The sequence below is a fragment of the Oerskovia turbata genome, from assembly GCF_000718325.1.
Classification (GTDB): domain Bacteria; phylum Actinomycetota; class Actinomycetes; order Actinomycetales; family Cellulomonadaceae; genus Oerskovia; species Oerskovia turbata.
This window is the reverse complement of the sequence record NZ_JOFV01000006.1, coordinates 183,791-200,562: the sequence shown is the minus strand read 5'-3', so window position 1 is coordinate 200,562 and position 16,772 is coordinate 183,791. Positions and strand designations below refer to the sequence as shown.

Genomic DNA, 16,772 nt, shown 5'->3' with positions numbered 1-16,772 from the left:
ACCCCTCCCGAGGAGACGGCGATGACCGCCACGACGACCACCCCGGTGACGCCGGTGACCCCGGCGACCACGAACCCGGCCGCGGCCGACGCGCCCGCGGCGGGCTCCGCCGTCGGGCAAGCCGTCCCTGGTGCACCCGGCGAGCCCCGGCTGCGCGCCGAAGGGCTCAGCATCGGGTACCACGAACGCATCGTGTCCCAAGGGCTCGACGTCGCGATCCCCGACCGGTCCTTCACCGTGATCGTCGGGCCCAACGCGTGCGGCAAGTCGACCCTGCTGCGTGCCCTGTCACGGCTGCTCACCCCGAGCGCCGGGCAGGTCGTGCTCGACGGCAAGACCATCACGTCCTACAAGGCCAAGGAGGTCGCGCGACGGCTCGGGCTCCTGCCCCAGACGTCGATCGCGCCCGACGGCATCACCGTCGCCGACCTCGTGGCCCGCGGCCGCTACCCGCACCAGAAGCTCCTGCGGCAGTGGTCGCGCGAGGACGAGGACGCCGTCGTACGGGCGCTCGCGGCCACGCAGGTCACGCCGCTGTCGGCGCGGCCCGTCGACGAGCTCTCCGGCGGCCAGCGCCAGCGCGTGTGGGTGTCCATGGTGCTCGCGCAGGAGACCGAGCTGCTGCTGCTCGACGAGCCCACGACGTTCCTCGACATCGCGCACCAGATCGAGCTGCTCGAGCTGTTCGGCGACCTCAACCGCGAAGGGCGCACGCTCGTCGCGGTGCTGCACGACCTCAACCACGCCTGCCGCTACGCGACCCACCTGGTCGCGATGAAGGACGGGGCCGTGGTGGCGCAGGGGGCGCCGGGCGAGATCGTCACGGCCGAGCTGGTCGAGGAGGTGTTCGGGCTGCGCTGCACGATCATCGACGACCCGGTCACGGGCACGCCGCTGGTGATCCCGCTGGGCCGCCGAGGGTGACGTGCCCGACCGCCGAGGGTGACGTGCCCGTCACCCTCGGCGGTCGGCCCGTCGCCCTCGGCGCACGCGTACGTCACCGTCGGCGTCCGCGTGCGTCACCGTCGGCGGGCCCCGTGCCGCGGCCTCCCGCACGTTGGATACCCTCTAGTGGTGATCGATCTTCGACTTCTGCGCGACAACCCCGACGTCGTCCGCGCCAGCCAGGTGGCTCGCGGCGACGACCCCGCCCTCGTGGACCAGGCGCTCGACGCCGACTCCCGCCGTCGCAGCGCGCTGACGGACTTCGAGCAGATGCGCGCCGAGCAGAAGTCCCTGGGCAAGAAGGTCGCGCAGGCGAAGGGCGACGAGAAGACCGCCCTGCTCGCGCACACCAAGCAGCTCGCGGAGGGCGTCAAGGCCCGTCAGAAGGACGCCGACGACGCCGAGGCGCAGCTCAAGACGATCCTCTACAAGATCTCGAACGTGATCGAGGGGGCGCCCCCTGGCGGCGAGGACGACTACGTCGTGCTCCGCGAGGAGGGCACCGTCCGCGACTTCGCGGCCGAGGGCTTCACGCCCCGCGACCACCTCGAGCTGGGTGAGGGCCTGCGCGCGATCGACACCGAGCGCGGCGCCAAGGTGTCGGGCGCCCGGTTCTACTACCTGACGGGGGTCGGGGCGCGCCTCGAGCTCGCGCTGCTCAACGCGGCCATGGACCAGGCGACGCAGGCGGGCTTCACGCCCGTCATCACGCCGACGCTCGTGCGCCCCGAGATCATGCAGGGCACGGGGTTCCTGGGCGAGCACGCGGACGAGATCTACCGTCTGGAGGCCGACGACCTGTACCTGGTCGGCACGAGCGAGGTCGCGCTCGCGGGCTACCACTCGGGCGAGATCCTCGACCTGTCGGACGGCCCCAAGCGGTACGCGGGCTGGAGCGCGTGCTACCGCCGCGAGGCCGGTTCGTACGGCAAGGACACACGGGGCATCATCCGCGTGCACCAGTTCCACAAGGTCGAGATGTTCAGCTATGTCGACCCGGCCGACGCCGAGGCCGAGCACCAGCGTCTTCTCGCCTGGGAGGAGGCCATGCTGCGCACGTGCGAGCTGCCGTACCGCGTGATCGACACGGCTGCCGGTGACCTGGGGTCGAGCGCGGCCCGCAAGTTCGACTGCGAGGCCTGGCTGCCGACGCAGGAGCGCTACCTCGAGCTGACGTCGACCTCGAACTGCACGACGTTCCAGGCCCGCCGCCTGGGCGTGCGCGAGCGCGTCGACGTCGACGGCAAGTCCGAGACGCGCACGGTCGCGACGCTCAACGGCACGCTGGGCACGACGCGCTGGATCGTCGCGATCCTCGAGAACCACCAGCAGCCTGATGGCTCGGTCCGCGTCCCCGAGGGCCTGCGGCCCTACCTGGGCGGGCTCGAGGTCCTGGAGCCGGTGGGCGCGTCGGCCGGTTCGTCGAAGGGCACGTCGAGGGGCACGGAGTGACGGGCCCTTCGAAGGTCACCACGAGCACCCCCCGGCCCGACGACGTCGCTCCCGCAGGCGCGCCGTCGCACCCGGGCGGGGTGGCGCCGTCGGGCACGGACACCCGGTCCGACGCGGCCCGTGCCGCGAACCCGGCCCGTCCGGGGGTGGGGCCGCTGCTCGTCGCGCTCGACATCGACGGGACGATCCTGAGCCACGACGACGTCCTGAGCGACGGTGTCGCGGACGCGGTCGCGGCCGTACGGGCGGCGGGGCACCACGTGCTGCTGTCGTCGGGCCGCTCGCTCATCGCGGTGCTGCCCATCGCCGAGCGCCTGGGTCTCACGGAAGGGTTCATGGTGTGCTCGAACGGCGCCGTGACGGCACGCTTCGACGACTCGTCGCCCACGGGCTACGTGGTCGACGAGATGATCACGTTCAACCCGGAGAACGCGCTGCGGCTGCTGCGCGACCAGCTCCCCGACGCGCTGTTCGCGGTCGAGGACGTGGGGATCGGCTTCCGCATGAACGACCTGTTCCCGCACGGTGAGCTCGACGGCGTGCACGACGTGGTCGACTTCGAGGAGCTGTGGTCGGGCGAGGTCACGCGTGTCGTGGTGCGCAACCCGGGGTCGACGAGCGAGGAGTTCAGCGCGCTGGCCGGTTCCCTGGGGCTGAGCGACGTCACGTACGCGGTGGGCTGGACGGCGTGGATGGACATCGCGCCGCTGGGCGTGACCAAGGCGAGCGCCCTGGAGCGCGTGCGGGGGCTGCTGGGCGTGGCGCCGGGAGCGACCGTGGCCGTGGGGGACGGCAGCAACGACATCGACATGCTGCGCTGGGCCGGTCGCGGGGTGGCCATGGGCCACGCCGAGCCCGAGGTCAAGGCGGCGGCGGACGAGGTCACGGGCAGCATCGACGAGGCCGGCGCGGTCGCGGTGCTGCGCAGCCTGGTCTGACGGCCCGCGGGCTGCTCGCGAGATAGAGGGCAACTGTCGAGATAGAGGGCCCGGCCCCTCTATCTCGACGTCAGGCCTCTACTTCGCGGGGGACGGGGCCGGCGCTAGGCTGCGCGCGTGAACGACGCAGCAGTCACCACGATCGTCCGACGGGCCACGGCCGACGACCTCGACGCCGTCTGGCCGCTCGCGCGGGACTTCGCGACGTCCTTCTGCCCCGAGCGCGAGCCGTTCGCCACGACGTTCCGTGCTCTCCTGACGACCGCCGACGCCCTGTTGCTGGTCGCGGACCGGGGGAGCGGCGCCGTCGGGTACCTGCTCGCGCACCGACACCGGACGTTCCTCGCGAACGCACCCGTCGTCTGGGTCGAGGAGGTCATGGTCGACGCGGTGCTGCGTGGACAGGGCGTCGGGCGGAAGCTCATGGCGGCAGCCGAGGCGTGGGCAGCGGTGTCCGGGGCGGCGTACGTGTCGCTCGCGAGCCGCCGGTCGGGGACCTTCTACCAAGCCCTCGGGTACGAGGACTCGGCGACCTTCTTCAAGAAGTCGGTTGCGCCGAGGTAGAGGCGAACCGTCGAGGTAGAGGGCCCCGGCCCTCTACCTCGACGCCAGGCCTCTACCTCGCGGCCCCGGGGGCCAGGCGTCAGTCGCGGGCCGTCAGGATGACCGGCCCGTCTTCTGTGATCGCGACCGTGTGCTCCGAGTGCGCGCCGCGCGAGCCGTCGGCGCTGCGCAGGGTCCAGCCGTCGGGGTCGGTGAAGATCTCGTCGGTCGTCTCGAGGAACCACGGCTCGATCGCGATCACGAGGCCCGGCTTGAGCGGGAACCCGCGGCCCTTGCGGCCGTCGTTGGGCACGTGCGGGTCGCCGTGCATGGTGCGGCCCACGCCGTGACCGCCGAAGTCGGTGTTGATCCGGTAGCCCGCCCCGTGCCCCACGGCCGCGATCGCGGCCGAGATGTCGCCGACCTTGTTGCCCGGCTGCGCGGCCGCGATCCCCGCGGCCAGGGCGTCCTGGGTCGCGACGATGAGCTTCTGGTCCGCGGCGCCGCGGTCGCCCCCGCGCGGGTTCCCGACGACGAACGACACCGCGCTGTCCGAGACCCAGCCGTCGACCGAGGCCGCGAAGTCGAGGCTCAGCAGGTCGCCGTCCTGGAGGCGGTAGTCGAACGGCAGGCCGTGCAGGACGGCGTCGTTGACCGACGTGCAGATGACCTTGCCGAAGGGGCTCGCGCCGAACGACGGGTGGTAGTCGATGTAGCACGACTCGGCGCCGCGGTCCTTGATCATCCTGTGGGCCAGGGCGTCGAGCTCGAGCAGGTTGACGCCGACCTTCGCGGCCGCGCTGACCTGCGTGAGGACGTCCGCGACGAAGCGGCCCGCCGGGCGCATCTGCTCGATCTCGCGGGGGGTCCTCAGCTCGATCATGGTGTTCCTCTCGGTGCGTGCGTGTAGGTGCCGGGCCGCTGCGGGAGGCCGCGGCGGCGTCCGGCCTGCTCCCAGGGTGTCACGGGGGAGCGCCCGGGGTGCAACCGAGGGACCCCTGGTGGGCTGCGCACCGTGCCTGGACGATCCCCGTCCGTCCGTGGCGCGAATCGCTTCTGCCCCGGGGACGGGGGACAATCGCTCCTCGTGGCAGGTATTGACGAGGTAGCGCAGGCAGCCGGTGTGTCGACGGCGACGGTCTCGCGCGCGCTGCGGGGGCTGCCGAACGTGTCGGCCTCGACCCGGGCGCGCGTCCGGGCGGAGGCCGAGCGCCTGGGGTACGTCCCGTCGCCGTCGGCGGCGTCGCTCGCGACGGGGCGCACCCGGACGATCGGTGTGATCACGCCGTGGGTGAGCAGGTGGTTCTTCGCGAACGTCATCGAGGGCGCGGAGCGTGCGCTGCGCTCGGTGGGCTACGACGTGCTGCTCTACACGTTCGAGGTGGACGACGGGCGCCCGCGCCGCACGGTCGACCCGACGGTCCTGCGGCACCGCGTCGACGGCACCCTCGTGGTCGGGCTCCCGCTCGAGGACGACGAGGTGGCCTCGCTCGTGGCGCTGGGGACGCCCCTGGCGTTCGTGGGTTCGGGTCCGGCGGACCAGGTGACGGTCCGCCTCGACGACGTGCGGACGGGGTCCCTCGCGACCCGTCACCTGCTGGACCTGGGGCACCGGGTCGTCGGCCACATCACGGGCCAGCCGGACCTGGTCTCGTCCTGGTCGCCGCCGATCGAGCGGTCGACGGGGTACGAGCGTGCCCTCAGGAAGGCCGGGATCGAGCCGTCGCCCGACCTCGTGGTGAACGGTGGGTTCGACGTCGAGGGTGGGCGGTCCTCGACCAAGTCTCTCCTGCGGAGGCGCCCGGACGTCACGGCGATCTTCGCGGCGTCGGACGAGATGGCGATGGGCGCGATCCTCGCGGCGCGCGACCTGGGTCTGGACGTGCCGCGCGACCTGTCGGTGATCGGGGTCGACGGGCACGACCTGGGCGAGCTGGTCGGGCTGACGACGATCGGGCAGGACGCCTACCAGCAGGGTGCGGACGCGTCGATGCTGCTCATGGAGATGATCAACGGTGCTCCGGTGCCGGACAGCCTGACGTATCCGACGCACCTGGTCCGTCGGTCGTCGACGTCGCAGCCGCGTCGTCGCTGACTCCTTTCGGCTCGAGCCGTGCGTCCCGGGGCGGGGCCGTGGTTCCTCGCGTACTGGCGGGGGTTTCGCTGGTCACCTCGGGGCTTCCGCAGGTCACCGACCGTGGGAGCGCGACCACCTCGAGCGGTTGCGAGGTGTCATGAGTAACGGAATCGTTACTCGCGAACGGGCCTCCTGCGCTTGCGCAACCGTGATGTAAACGCTTGCATGGCAAGTGGGGCGGTCGAGTCGAGGACGACGGGCCGCGACACCCGCGGGCCGACCGCGACGTCAGCACCACAACGCTGTGGAGGAATGTCATGACCAGAAGCACCCTGTCACCCAAGCGCCGTGCCCTCGCGGCCGTCGCCGGCGGAGCAAGCCTCGCGCTCGTGCTCACCGCCTGCGGCGGCAGCGGAGGAGACGACGAGACCGGCGGCTCCACCGGGGAGGCCGCCAGCATCGACTGCGCTCCCTACGAGGAGTTCGGCGACATCGACGGCACCTCCGTCAACGTCTACACCTCGATCGTCGACCCGGAGGCACAGACCCAGAAGGACTCCTACAAGCCGTTCGAGGACTGCACGGGCGTGACGATCGACTACGAGGGGTCCCGCGAGTTCGAGGCCCAGCTCCTCGTCCGCGTCAAGGCCGGGAACGCCCCCGACATCGCCTACCTGCCGCAGCCCGGCCTCCTCCAGACCATCGTGCGCGACACCGGCACCATCGTCCCGGCACCCGACGCGACCGCGACGAACGTCGACGAGAACTGGGAAGCCTCCTGGAAGGAGTACGGCACGGTCGACGGCGTCTTCTACGCCGCCCCGCTCGGCGCCAACGTCAAGTCGTACGTCTGGTACTCGCCCGCCGCCTTCGAGGACGGTGGCTACGAGGTCCCCGAGACCTGGGACGACCTCATGACGCTGTCGAAGCAGTACTCCGAGGACAACGACGGGGCCCTCCCGTGGTGCGCCGGCGTCGAGTCCGGTGACGCGACCGGCTGGCCGGGCACCGACTTCGTCGAGGACATGATGCTCCGCACCGCCGGCCCCGACGTCTACGACCAGTGGTACAAGCACGAGATCCCCTTCAACGACCCGCAGGTCGTCACGGCGTTCGACACCGCCGGCGAGGTGCTCAAGGACCCGGCCATGGTCAACGCAGGCCTCGGCGGCGTCGACTCGATCGCCACGACCCCGTGGACCGACGCGGGCTTCGGCCTGCTCGACGGGACGTGCTTCCTGCACCGCGCCGCGAACTTCTACCAGACGCAGTTCCCCGAGGGGACCGACGTCTCCGAGGAGGGCGAGGTGTTCGCGTTCTACCTGCCCACCAACCAGACCGACATCAAGCCGGTCGAGGTCGGCGGCGAGTTCGTCGCAGCGTTCAACGACCGCCCCGAGGTCCAGGCCTTCCAGACGTACCTGTCGAGCGCCGAGTGGGCCAACGCCAAGGCCAAGGCCACGCCCGACGGCGGGTGGGTCAGCGCCAACAAGGGGCTCGACCCGGAGAACCTCTCGACCGAGTTCGACAAGCTCTCGGCCGAGATCCTCGCCGACCCCAAGACGGTCAGCCGGTTCGACGCCTCCGACCTGATGCCGGGCGCCGTCGGCGCCGGGACGTTCTGGACGGGCATCGTCAACTGGCTCACCGGGGCCAGCACGCAGGAGGTCGTCGACCAGATCGAGGCCTCCTGGCCGACCTCCTGATCGAGGTCGACCTCGGCAACGAGGCACGAGGAGCCGGGGCCCGTCGTCCACGCGACGGGCCCCGGCTCAGCACGTCCTCGTCGGCGACCGCCCAACCGAGCAGCACCCCGCCCGCCGGACCACGACCCCGGGTGACCGAACCGCCCCAGCCCGCCGACGCCGTCGGGCAGACCGGAGGCCCTCATGGACTTCTTCACCACACCGGAGACCACCGCCGAGAAGCTCGGCCTGATGGTCTTCGCGATGCTCCTGTTCGTCGTCGTGATGGGCGGCCTGCTCTTCGCGGTCGACAAGCCCAAACGCGTCCCGCGCTGGGTCGTCGTGCTGTGCTTCCTCGGGCCGGCGATCCTGCTCGTCGTGGGCGGGCTCGTCTACCCCGGGGTCCTCACGATCATCTCGTCGTTCAAGAACCGCACGGGCGCGGAGTGGGTCGGCCTCGACAACTACGTCACGGCGTTCACGACCGACCAGTTCCAGATCGTGCTGCGCAACACCGCGATCTGGGTCATCCTCGTCCCGATCGTCTCGACGTTCATCGGCCTCGTGTACGCCGTGCTCGTCGACCGCACCCGGTTCGAGAAGGTCGCCAAGGGCCTGATCTTCCTCCCCATGGCGATCTCCATGGTGGGCGCCTCGATCATCTGGAAGTTCGTGTACGAGTACCGCCCCGACCAGGCGAACATCCAGCAGACCGGGCTCCTCAACCAGCTCCTCGTGTGGATCGGCATCCCCCCGCAGCAGTTCCTCATCAACCAGCCGACCAACACGTTGTTCCTCATCGTCGTCATGATCTGGATCCAGACCGGGTTCGCGATGACCATCCTGTCGGCCGCGATCAAGGCCATCCCCGACGACATCGTCGAGGCCGCACGTCTCGACGGGCTCCACGGGGTCGGGATGTTCCGGTACATCACCGTGCCGAGCATCCGGCCCGCGCTCGTCGTGGTCGTCACGACGATCGCCATGGGAACGCTCAAGGTCTTCGACATCGTCCGGACCATGACGGGCGGCCAGTTCGGGACGTCCGTCGTGGCGAACGAGTTCTACACGCAGAGCTTCCGCCAGTCCAACGAAGGACTGGGGGCCGCGCTCGCGGTCATCCTGTTCGTCCTCGTCATCCCGATCGTGGTCTACAACGTCCGCCAGCTCCGCCTCTCCGAGGAGGTCCGATGACCGCCGTCCCGCCCACGGTGCCCGCATCCGTCGACGCGGAGGCGTCGAAGGACATCCAGCGCGTCGGCAAGCTCTCGCGCGCCGAACGACGAGCCATCGCCGTCAAGGGCCGGCTCAGCTCCCCGTGGGCGTCCGGCCTCGCGATCATCATCGCGATCCTGTGGACGATCCCGTCGATCGGGCTCCTCGTCACGTCCTTCCGGCCCGCCCTCGACATCCGCCGCTCCGGGTGGTGGACCACCCTCAGCGACCCCCAGTTCACGCTCGACAACTACGACGACGTCCTCTTCGGCTCCGCCAACCTCGCGTCGTTCTTCGTCAACTCGATCGTCATCACGCTCCCCGCGGTGGTCATCCCCATCTCGATCGCGCTCCTCGCGTCCTACGCGTTCGCGTGGATCGACTTCAAGGGGCGCAACCTCCTGTTCGTCGCGGTGTTCGCGCTGCAGATCGTGCCCATCCAGATCACCCTCATCCCGCTCCTCGCGGCCTACGTCGACGCCGACATCAACGGCACGTTCTGGACCGTGTGGCTGTCCCACTCGATCTTCGCGCTGCCCCTCGCGATCTTCCTCCTGCACAACTTCATGAAGGAGATCCCGTCGTCGCTCATCGAGGCCGCCCGCATGGACGGAGCAGGGCACGTCAAGATCTTCTTCCAGGTCCTCATGCCGCTGCTCGTCCCGGCCATCGCGTCGTTCGCGATCTTCCAGTTCCTGTGGGTGTGGAACGACCTCCTCGTCGGCCTCACGTTCGCCAACCAGGACTCGCGGCCCCTGACCGTCGCGGTCGCCGACCTCGCCGGCACCCGCGGCAACGCCTGGCACCTGCTCACCGCGGGCGCGTTCGTGTCGATGATCGTGCCGCTCGTCGTGTTCCTGGCGCTGCAGCGGTACTTCGTGCGCGGCCTCCTGGCGGGTTCCGTCAAGGGGTGACGCCTCGTGGTTCCGGTGGGGGGTGGTGCCGGGTGCGCGCGCGGTCTTCCAGGGCTCCTCGTTCCTCGAAGCCCCGCCAGGCCCGACCACGACCGCGCGCACACCCGGCACCACCCTCGCCTGTGCCGAAGCGTCTCGCCCTGGGGCCGTGGTGGGCTCAGGGGGTGATGGTGGGGGGTGGGGGCTCCTGGGGCGGCCGGGGTGGTGTCCGTCGCCCGACGGCGGTGCTCGGCTCCGGTGGGCGGGTCACCCGCGGTGTGAGCCTCGTCGCGCGGCCCGACGGCGCCGCCCGGCACCCCGGTCGGGCCCGGCTCGGGCCGTTCCGGGCGTCGCTCGCGCCGACGTAGGGTCGTCTGGTGTCTTCGCGTCCCGGTCGTGCCCTCGGTGCCGTGGCGGGCCGGATCCCGCCGCCCGCCCTCTTCGTCGTATCGGGGCTGACGCAGTACCTCGGTGCCGCGATCGCGGTCGGGTTGTTCGCCGTCGTCGGGGCGCCCGAGGTCGCCTGGCTGCGCATCGTCGTCGCCGCGGTGCTGCTGCTCGCGTGGCGCCGCCCGTGGCGGCAGCGGTGGACGTGGCGGACGCTCGCGTGGGCCGCGGTGTTCGGCGTGGCGCTCGCCGCGATGAACGTGACGTTCTACGTCGCGATCGACCACCTGCCCCTCGGTTCCGCGGTCGCGATCGAGTTCATCGGCCCCGTCGCCGTCGCCGCGATCACCGGGCGCGGCTGGCGCGAGCGCGGCGGCATCGCGGTCGCGGCCGTCGGCGTCGTGCTGCTCGCGGGCGTGACGCTGACGTCGGACATCCCGCGGGGGGACGTCGTGATCGGGCTCGTCGCGATCGGCATCGCGGCCGCCTGCTGGGCCGCGTACATCCTGCTGGGGCGCCGCGTCGCGCTCGCGGGGTCCGGGGTCACGTCGCTGTCCGTGGCGATGACCGCCGGGGCGCTCGTGTTCGCGCCCTTCCTCGCGCCGTCGTCGGGCGCCGTGCTCGAGGACTGGACGCTGCTGCTCGCCGTCGTCGGGATCGCCGTCTGCTCGTCCGTCGTGCCCTACGTGCTCGAACAGCTCATCCTGCGGCGCGTCAGCGCGGCGACGTTCTCCGTGCTCCTCGCGATGCTGCCGGCGACCGCGGTGGTGATCGGCGCCGTCGTGCTGCAGCAGCTCCCCTCGTGGCTCGAGCTCGTCGGCCTGCTGCTCGTCTCCGGCGCGATCGCGATGACCGCCCAGCGGACCGACCCGCCGCCCGCGTAGCCCGTCACCCGGAGGAGGGCTGCGCGGGCGGTCCTCAGAGGTACTGCCCGGGCGACGGGCGCGAGTCGTCCCCCTCGCGCTGCGCGGGATGCCCGGGGTGCCCGGTCTGGCCCGGCATGCCGGGCACCGGGATCGTCCCCGGCGGCAGCGCGCGGCGGATCTGCGTGAGCTGCGCCTGCGCGGCCATCTGCTGCGCCACCAGGGCGGTCTGGATGCCGTGGAACAGCCCCTCGAGCCACCCCACGAGCTGTGCCTGCGCGACACGCAGCTCGGCGTCGGACGGCACGGCGTCGTCGGTGAAGGGCAGCGAGATGCGGTGCAGCTCCGCGACGAGCTCGGGCGAGAGCCCCTCCTCGAGCTCCTTGAGCGACCGCTCGTGGATCTCGGCGAGCCTGCTGCGGGCCGCCTCGTCGAGCGGTGAGTCGCGCACCTCCTCGAGCAGCCGCTTGATCATGCCGCCGATGCGCATGACCTTCGCGGGCTCCTCGACGGCCGCTCCCGGGTCACGCTCCTCGCGCACCTGGTCCGGGCTCGTGTCGTCCCCGGACGGGACCTCGCTCCCGTCCGGGGCGACGACCGTGTACCCGTGCTTCCCCCCGTCGACTGTGCGCCCGTCCTGCTCGCGCCCGTCCTGCTCGCGCCCGCGCTGCGGGGGAGCGGGCTGCCCGGACGGTTCGGTGGGCAGGTCGCCTCGTGCGTCGTCGCTCATGGACCCAGTCTGTCCCGAACAGCCGCCGTGCGCGACGGCCGGGGCCCGGCATCGCGCACGGCACGAGGCGCAGGGGTCGTGCTCGCGCTCCTTCTCGTTCTCACGGCACGAGCAGGACCTTGCCGAACACCTCGCCCGACTCCATGAGGCGGTGCGCGTCGGCTGCGCGGTCGAGCGGCAGCCGCGCGTGGACCACGGGTCGTACCCGTCCCTGCTCGACCAGGGGCCACACGTGCGTCAGCACGTCGCGGACCAGCCGGGCCTTCTCCTGCGCGGGACGGGCGCGCAGCGTCGTCCCGGCGACGGTCGCACGCTTGGCGAGCAGCACGCCCAGGTCGAGCTCGCCGCGACGTCCCTTCTGCATCCCGATCACCACCAGCCGCCCGCCCGTGGCGAGCGCCCGGAGGTTGTCGGTCAGGTACGCGGCCCCGACGACGTCGAGCACCACGTCCGCACCTGCGCCGCCCGAGGCCTCGCGCACCGCGGCCACGAAGTCCTGGGTGCGGTGGTCGACGGCGACGTCGGCTCCCAGCGTGCGGCAGCGGGCCACGCGCTCGGGTCCGCCCGCGGTCGTGACGACGCGTGCGCCGAGCGCGGCGCCGATCTGCGTCGCGACCGAGCCGACCCCGCCCGACCCGCCGTGCACGAGCAGCACGTCGCCGCGCGTGAGGCGACCCACGTCGACCAGGTTGCTCCACGCGGTGCACACCGCCTCGGGGAGGGCGGCGCCGTCGACGAGCGAGACGCCGCGCGGCAGGGGGAGGACCTGGGACGCGCGGACGCAGACCTTCTCCGCGTACCCGCCCCCGTCGAGCAGAGCGGCGACCTCGTCACCGACGTCCCACCCTGTGAGACGGGACCCGACGGACGAAATCACCCCAGAAACTTCCAGACCGGGCCAGACCGGCGCACCCGCTGGCGGGGGGTACTTTCCGGCGCGTTGTAGCAGGTCAGCAGGGTTCACGCCACTCGAGACGACGTCGATCAGCACCTCGTCCGGACCCGGGACGGGGTCAGGGAGGTCGGACACGGTGAGTTCCCCTGGGCCACCCGGGGCGGCTATCGTGACGGCTCGCACGCGAAAGACACTACGGCCTCGTGGGTGAGGGCGGGTGTCGGGCATCGTCGGGATCCTCCACGAAGCCCTCTGCCTGCCCTGGATGACCGGATTAGGTCCCTGGGGCAAGTGCACCGATAGTTAGTACGCACGTCTGGCGAGTGGGGGATGGTCGCAGCCGACCGGACCTCACGACGATCCGCTGGTCACAGGGTATGGAGAGAGGTTCGTATGCTCCGCAGGTTGAGCGTTCGCGGGAAGATCCTTGCGGCACTCGCGCTGCCTGTCTTCGTCCTGTTCCTGGCCGCAACGGTCTTCTCGGTTCAGGCGATCAACGAGGCGCGCGTGGCCAACCAGACCGTCGCCCTGGTGGAGGCCTTCGCCTCCCAGGACGTCGCCGGGAAGGCCGTGGCCGCCGAGCGCGCCGCAGAGCTCCAGCGGGTGCGTGGCGTCGAGAACGCCGACGCGCTGGTCGAGGAGGCGCGAGCCGAGACCGACAAGGCGCTCGACCGACGTGACCGCGTGTACGGCGACGTCAACATGTCCATGCTGGACCCCCGCGTGACCCGGGCCGTCGACGCGACCGTCAAGGACCGCGACGAGCTGGAGGCGCTCCGCAAGAAGATCGACAACAAGACGATCCAGGAGCTCGGCTTCACGTCGTCCTACAACACGCTGATCGACGACGCGCTCGACGTCCCCCGCGTGCTGGCCGACACCGCGCAGGACCGCGGACTGGCCCAGGTCCTCGACGCGTACGTCGCGTCGAACGTCCTCATGAGCCAGGTCGCGCTCGAGCTCCCCGTCGTCTCGTTCCTCTTCCAGGACATCGCCCAGGACCAGGCGAACGGCGGCACGGTCACGCCGGGTGTGCTCGACGACGCCCAACGCGCCGCCCGCATCGTCAGCGAGGGCCAGACCAAGGCCGCGGCCGCCCGCAAGGAGGTGCGCGGGCTGCGCACCGGCCTCGCGATCCCCTCCCCGATCGGCTCCTACGTCAACCTGCGAGACTCGCTCGCGGCCAACGCGGCAGTGGGCGTGACGAACAAGGAGGACTGGGCCACGGCCTCCGCCAACGACCTCGCGAACATCACCCCGGTCCGTGACGACGTCCGCAAGGACGCCGGCGAGATGGCGTCGGACATCGCCGCCGCGGCCGTGACACGAGCCGTCCTGACGATCCTCGTGACGCTCGTCGCGTTCGGTGCCAGCATCTTCGTGGCAGGCGCCATCGCCCGCCAGATCGTGAACCCTCTGCGCCGTCTCACGAGCGCGGCCCAGGACGTCCGGGACCAGCTCCCGCGCATGGTCGAGCAGGTCTCGGTGCCGGGTCAGGGACCGGGCATCAACATCCAGCCCATCACGGTCGAGTCGAGCGACGAGGTCGGTCAGCTCGCGAACGCGTTCAACGACGTGAACTCCACGACGATCCAGGTGGCCCGCGAGCAGGCGGCCCTGCGTGGTTCGATCGCCGAGATGTTCGTCAACGTGGCTCGTCGTGACCAGGTGCTGCTCAATCGCCAGCTGGCGTTCCTCGACGACCTCGAGCGTTCCGAGGAAGACGCCAACACGCTGTCGAACCTCTTCCGCCTCGACCACCTCGCGACCCGTATGCGCCGCAACGCCGAGTCGCTCCTCGTGCTCGCGGGCATCGACTCGGGCCGTCGCGTCCGTCAGCCCATGCCCGCCTCCGACGTCATCCGTACGGCGTCGTCCGAGATCGAGCTGTACGACCGCGTCCGCCTGAACCTCGTCGTCGACCCGCTGATGCTGGGGCACAACGCGCTCAACGCCGCACACCTCATCGCCGAGCTCCTCGAGAACGCGACGATGTTCTCCGAGCCGCACACGCCGGTCGAGGTCAGCACCGCGCGTGACGAGCGGTTCGTCAAGATCATCGTCCGCGACCACGGCCTGGGCATGACGCCCGAGGAGATCGTCGAGGCGAACCGCAAGGTCAACGCGCACGCCGCATCGGACGTCGTGGGCTCGCAGCGACTGGGCCTGTACGTGGTCGGGCGCATCTCGGACCGCCTCGGCGCGAGCGTCACCTTCGAGCGCGCACCCGAGGGCGCGGGGACGCTCGTCACGGTCAGCTTCCCGAACGTCCTGTTCGTGCCGGACTCGAACGTCCCGCTGCCGATGCCGACCGACCCGCTGGACAACCGCACGCAGGTCGCCGCGAACCAGCTCTCGGCGCCTCCCGCGCAGCCGTCGGGTCCCGTCTACTCGGGCCCGGCGACGACCACGACCCCGCACGTCGACGAGGATGCGCCCGTCGCGATCCCGGTCGACCTCGCCGCCCTGACCGACGGCGCCACCTCGACGGGCATGCCCCGTCGTCGCTCGCGCGGCATGGACCCGGCAGGTTCCGCGCCGAGCGCCTCGTTCGTCCCCGGTCCGCAGACCGGCTCGATCGTGCTGCCGCCGCTCGCGACCCCCTCGCTCCCGCTCGACCTGCCGGCCGTTCCCGAGGCTTGGTCCCCGCCCGAGGGCGTGGCGTCGTCGGGCAGCTCGCTCCCGAGCCGGGCCCGTGCCGCGAGCCCCGCGGAGACCACGGGCGTCCTGCCGCCCCTGCAGCCTCAGTCGGCCGAGATCCCCGTGCTCGACGTGAGCACGCGCTCGGCGATGTTCACGAGCTTCCGCGCTCTCGGTGCGGCGGACACGGCCACGTCCGAGCAGCAGGCCGTCGAGCTCGACGCGGCGCCCGACGTGTCGGCGACCGACATCTCGGTCCCGGACTTCGTGCCCGACGACGGTACGTGGGCCCCGCAGTTCGCGATCGAGCCGCTCGCGCCGAGCGAGGAGTCGAGCCCGATCGCGCAGGCCCCGGCGCCCGCTGCGACCGAGCCGCAGATCGCCGAACCGCAGATGGTCGAACCGCAGGTCGCCGAGGCGCCTGCCGCGGCGCTCCCGCAGCGCTCGGCCGCTGCCGTCGAGCTCCCCCAGCGCTCGGCTGCGGCTCCTCAGCCGGTCCCGTACGCGGCCCCCGCTGCGCACGTCGACGCCCGTCCGGCTCCGGCGCCTTTCGAGGTGCCCGTCCAGCCTGCCCAGGAGCAGCAGTACTCGGCTCCCACGGCGCAGGCCGTGCCCCAGCCCGTGTCGCAGCAGCCAGCGCCCCCGGCGCGGGAGGAGATCCCGGAGGAGCTGTCGTTCGAGGCGCTCCCCAAGTTCGAGGACCTCATGGCAGACCTGCCGACGCGCAGGTCGCTGCGGGAGAGCCAGGCGCGCAAGCGTGGCATCTTCAACCGCCGTCCCCGGACCGGGGCCATGCCGGTCGTCACGCCCTCGGCCGCAGCGCTCGCGTCGCAGCCGGCCGGCGCGGCGCCGGTCGCGCCGCAGCAGGCTCCGCTGCAGCAGCCGTCCGCGTACCAGCCGCCTGCTCCGTCACCGCAGCAGACTCCTGCACCGCAGCCGGCCGCCTACCAGCAGCCTGCTCCGACGGCGTTCGCTCCGCCGCAGCCGCCGGCCCAGGCTCCGTCAGCAGGTCAGCAGACCGCGGGTGTGCCTGCCGGTCCGACGCCGCTCGTGCGTCGCCCGGCGCCCGAACCCATCGAGCCTCTCGACCCGAGCTATGTCTCGGACTCCGTCGAGGCCCGCTCGGACTGGATCGCCTCCGCGGTCCTGTACGAGGAGATGTCGACGCTGCTGCGCAACGGTCCGGAGGTCCAGGGCAAGGCGTACGCCGACTCCGCGGGGACGTACAGCCCCCAGGAGCGTCCGGACGTGACGAGCTCGGGCCTGACGCGTCGGGCCCGGACCGTGAACCGCGAGGAGTACGTCGACCGGTTCACGGCGAAGATCGATCGTGACCCGGAGCAGCTGCGGGCCCGTCTCGCAGCCTTCCAGTCGGCGACCGCACGGGGACGGGTCGAGGCCGACGACGAGACAGGTTCGACGCAACCTGCCTCGCACGGCAATGATGTCCCCGACTCAGCGCCGCAGTCGCGGTGACGTACAGCTCGCGATCTGTGGCAACTGACAAGG

13 protein-coding genes are annotated in these 16,772 nt (G+C 71.6%); 10 read left to right on the top strand and 3 right to left on the bottom strand.

What is annotated here, in order from left to right; genetic code table 11:
* The first annotated feature begins 21 nt into the window (after positions 1-21).
* From IE95_RS0108275 to IE95_RS0108260, 4 genes are all read left to right on the top strand, one after another.
* A complete protein-coding gene (locus IE95_RS0108275; protein WP_084690020.1) occupies positions 22-924 on the top strand; it encodes an ABC transporter ATP-binding protein in 903 nt (300 codons plus the stop codon).
* Between the two features lie 150 nt (positions 925-1,074).
* The gene (gene serS / locus IE95_RS0108270) at positions 1,075-2,397 is read left to right on the top strand and encodes a serine--tRNA ligase (protein WP_051702927.1); all 1,323 of its coding nucleotides are present in this window, start codon (positions 1,075-1,077) and stop codon (positions 2,395-2,397) included.
* Positions 2,394-3,335: an HAD family hydrolase gene (locus IE95_RS0108265; RefSeq protein WP_338068439.1), complete on the top strand. Its 942-nt coding sequence runs from the start codon at positions 2,394-2,396 to the stop codon at positions 3,333-3,335. The genes serS and IE95_RS0108265 overlap by 4 nt, the downstream gene beginning before the upstream one ends.
* A gap of 117 nt (positions 3,336-3,452) precedes the next feature.
* Positions 3,453-3,899, top strand: coding sequence for a GNAT family N-acetyltransferase (locus IE95_RS0108260; protein WP_030151151.1), 447 nt, complete (start codon positions 3,453-3,455; stop codon positions 3,897-3,899).
* Between the two features lie 79 nt (positions 3,900-3,978).
* On the opposite strand, the gene map is transcribed toward IE95_RS0108260, so the two are convergent.
* A complete protein-coding gene (gene map / locus IE95_RS0108255; RefSeq protein ID WP_030151150.1) occupies positions 3,979-4,761 on the bottom strand; it encodes a type I methionyl aminopeptidase in 783 nt (260 codons plus the stop codon).
* Between the two features lie 204 nt (positions 4,762-4,965).
* Between map and IE95_RS0108250 the strand changes: the two genes are divergently transcribed.
* The 5 genes from IE95_RS0108250 (at position 4,966) to IE95_RS0108230 (ending at position 11,019) form a co-directional block, all read left to right on the top strand.
* Positions 4,966-5,973: a LacI family DNA-binding transcriptional regulator gene (locus IE95_RS0108250; protein ID WP_030151149.1), complete on the top strand. Its 1,008-nt coding sequence runs from the start codon at positions 4,966-4,968 to the stop codon at positions 5,971-5,973.
* 299 nt (positions 5,974-6,272) lie between these two features.
* Complete coding sequence (locus tag IE95_RS0108245) at positions 6,273-7,661, top strand: ABC transporter substrate-binding protein (RefSeq protein ID WP_030151148.1); 1,389 nt, start codon at positions 6,273-6,275, stop codon at positions 7,659-7,661.
* A 183-nt stretch (positions 7,662-7,844) separates the two neighbouring features.
* Positions 7,845-8,834: a carbohydrate ABC transporter permease gene (locus IE95_RS0108240; RefSeq protein ID WP_030151147.1), complete on the top strand. Its 990-nt coding sequence runs from the start codon at positions 7,845-7,847 to the stop codon at positions 8,832-8,834.
* Positions 8,831-9,769 (top strand): carbohydrate ABC transporter permease, encoded by a 939-nt coding sequence (locus IE95_RS0108235; RefSeq protein ID WP_030151146.1) that lies wholly within the window; start codon positions 8,831-8,833, stop codon positions 9,767-9,769. The genes IE95_RS0108240 and IE95_RS0108235 overlap by 4 nt, the downstream gene beginning before the upstream one ends.
* A gap of 356 nt (positions 9,770-10,125) precedes the next feature.
* Positions 10,126-11,019, top strand: a complete 894-nt coding sequence (locus tag IE95_RS0108230; protein WP_420819385.1) for an EamA family transporter — start codon at positions 10,126-10,128, stop codon at positions 11,017-11,019.
* A gap of 34 nt (positions 11,020-11,053) precedes the next feature.
* Here IE95_RS0108230 and IE95_RS0108225 read toward each other — a convergent pair whose 3' ends face one another.
* Together IE95_RS0108225 and IE95_RS0108220 are read right to left on the bottom strand one after the other, a co-directional pair.
* Positions 11,054-11,728 carry a bacterial proteasome activator family protein gene (locus IE95_RS0108225; protein ID WP_030151144.1) on the bottom strand — a complete coding sequence of 225 codons (675 nt, stop codon included), beginning with the start codon at positions 11,726-11,728 and terminating at the stop codon, positions 11,054-11,056.
* A 100-nt stretch (positions 11,729-11,828) separates the two neighbouring features.
* Positions 11,829-12,851, bottom strand: a complete 1,023-nt coding sequence (locus IE95_RS0108220) for an NAD(P)H-quinone oxidoreductase (RefSeq protein ID WP_338068438.1) — start codon at positions 12,849-12,851, stop codon at positions 11,829-11,831.
* A 177-nt stretch (positions 12,852-13,028) separates the two neighbouring features.
* On the opposite strand from IE95_RS0108220, the gene IE95_RS0108215 reads away from it, so the two are divergent.
* Complete coding sequence (locus IE95_RS0108215) at positions 13,029-16,739, top strand: sensor histidine kinase (protein WP_164984138.1); 3,711 nt, start codon at positions 13,029-13,031, stop codon at positions 16,737-16,739.
* The last annotated feature ends 33 nt before the right edge of the window (positions 16,740-16,772 follow it).